At 35.2% G+C, this 2,373-nt stretch carries 2 protein-coding genes; both read left to right on the top strand.

From position 1 onward, the window contains the following. Positions 1-1,161, top strand: a 1,161-nt coding sequence (gene feoB / locus M5121_RS15695; RefSeq protein ID WP_249571691.1) for a ferrous iron transporter B, incomplete at its 5' end; no start/stop codon positions are given. Between the two features lie 131 nt (positions 1,162-1,292). Further along, positions 1,293-1,697, top strand: a complete 405-nt coding sequence (locus tag M5121_RS15690) for a hypothetical protein (RefSeq protein ID WP_249571690.1) — start codon at positions 1,293-1,295, stop codon at positions 1,695-1,697. Positions 1,698-2,373: the final 676 nt, after the last annotated feature.

Raw genomic sequence — 2,373 nt, 5'->3', positions numbered from 1 at the left:
ATGTTTGTAATGTTTCAGGCAGTCTTTATTTGGGCTCAACCATTAATTTCCTTTGTTGAGGATTCGATTACATGGTTTAGTGGGGCTGTTGGACCTTTAATTTCGCACCAACTTCTAAGAAGTTTGATTGTTGACGGTGTGATTGCGGGTGCAGGTAGTGTGCTTGCCTATATGCCTCAAATTCTTATTTTATTTTTCTTTATTTTAGTTTTAGAGGAATCGGGTTACTTACCTAGAGCTGCCTTTTTGTTGGATAAATTGATGTCTAAAGCAGGCTTAAGTGGGCGTTCATTTATTCCGTTGCTTTCAAGCTTTGCCTGTGCCATCCCAGGAATTATGGCAACACGGAGTATCAGTTCTGAAAGAGATCGTTTGGCAACGATAATGATTGCTCCATTGATGACATGCTCTGCTCGATTGCCTGTCTATGCTTTGCTGATAGCAGCCTTTATTCCAAATAAATTGGTTTACGGTTGGCTCAGTTTACAAGGCTTAGTTCTATTCGGACTTTACATGTCAGGAATCCTATCTGCTTTATTGGTCTCTTTATTTTTGAAATTAGTAAGAAAAGATAAAACTGAAAGTATTTTCATTTTTGAATTACCTACATACCGTATTCCAGATGTTCGAAATGTAGCTTTGGGGCTTTATGATAGAGCGACTATATTCTTAAAAAGAGTTGGTGGAATTATTGTCGCACTTTCTATTTTATTATGGTTCTTGGTAACGTTCCCTTTACCACCTGATAATCCGACAATGCCACCAATCAATTATAGTATTGCTGGACAGTTAGGACATCTAATCCATCCAATATTTGCTCCGATTGGATTTACTTGGGAAATTTGTATTGCTTTGATTCCTGCAATGGCAGCTCGTGAAGTGATTATTGCTGCATTAGGGGTGATCTATGCAATGTCTGGTGATGAAGATGCAGTTACCCAGACCTTATTATCTCAAATATCTGGACCAGATGGATGGGGGCTAGCGACAGGTATGTCCCTATTAGTTTGGTTTATCTTTGCCCCACATTGTTTAGCAACATTGGCAACTATCAGAAGAGAAACAGGGAGTTGGAAACAGCCAACCATAATGGCTATCTATCTTTTCTCGTTGGCCTACTTATTCTCTTTTATAACTTATCAAGTTGTGAGTCATTTTTAATCTAGAGCATGGTTGTTGATTCATATCAACAACCATGCTCTTGTCTAAGTAATTATTTAAATTAATTATAGGATTGTTATTTTACTAAGAATCTGTAAAACTAAAAAAGCTTAAATTTTGGTCATGACATTATGCACTGGTTAAAAACATGCCTTTCGCTGTTTTTATCATTTGCCATCCTTATCGTAGGATCGGCAGCAGCAGCTGCATCTGTACATAGTCCATGTTTAATGTCATCTCAAGATATGCAATCCATGCAAATGATGAATTCTGAAGATCATGAAAAAGCAAGTGCTATGCACATGGATTGTATGAAAGCTGAAGTAAAGATTAAGAAGCAATTACATGATCCATCATGTATGTCTAAGCAAGATTGTATTATGTCATTTTCTAAAATTGCATATACATCTACAGCACTAGGTGTTTTGCAATCTATGGTTTCTTCCCCTGTGGAACAGTCTGCTTTTTCTCCATTAAATCAAAATTTCACCTCATCTGATCCATCCAATTTATGGAAACTCCCACGCTCTAATTAATTTGATGACTAATCACCATTCATAGAGTTTTCTATGGATGTTCTGCACGTGCGCGTGTACATCATTTTAGAGCTAAAAATATGAACTTTAATAAAGAAAAACTGTCCCTAAAATGGAGATCATAATAAAAATATTAAGATAAAATTTAAAGTGGTAAAAATAGTAGTAAAAAATTAAATTTAAATATTTTTATTGTTATTAATCAATATATTGTATTTTTGATTTGACTGTCACCGCTTCCGCCAAATACTTAAATAAGCCCTTGTTTTTACAAGGGCTTATTTTTTATCATCGTGTTTACCCCTCAACCTACCCCTCATCAAACTTTGGATTGAATCGTATAATTTGGAACTTCATAGGACTGAAAAATAGATGTTCTGAATACACATCATGATGAACTTTGTTTTTTCAAACTAACTTGTAATTGTTTGGGTATGATGGAGAGAGTGGGGGTCAGGGTTGTATTTTTCAGACTTTTTATAGAGCCCCTAATTTTCCCAATCTCTATATGCAATGTGTTAGAGCAAAAAAATCAATAAACAATCTATTTGTACTCTTGTATAAAAAGTTGAAAAAATCACTCTAAGCTAACAGTGTGATGTGTGCTTAAAAAACAGGAGGGTTTAACTTGGTAAACTATACATACTCATTAGGAGTTTACCATGAGCAAGAAACA

The sequence above is a fragment of the Acinetobacter sp. ANC5681 genome (assembly GCF_023488045.1).
In the GTDB taxonomy this organism is placed as follows: domain Bacteria; phylum Pseudomonadota; class Gammaproteobacteria; order Pseudomonadales; family Moraxellaceae; genus Acinetobacter.
The sequence above is the reverse complement of the archived record's forward strand: the minus strand, read 5'-3'. Positions and strand labels throughout refer to the sequence as shown.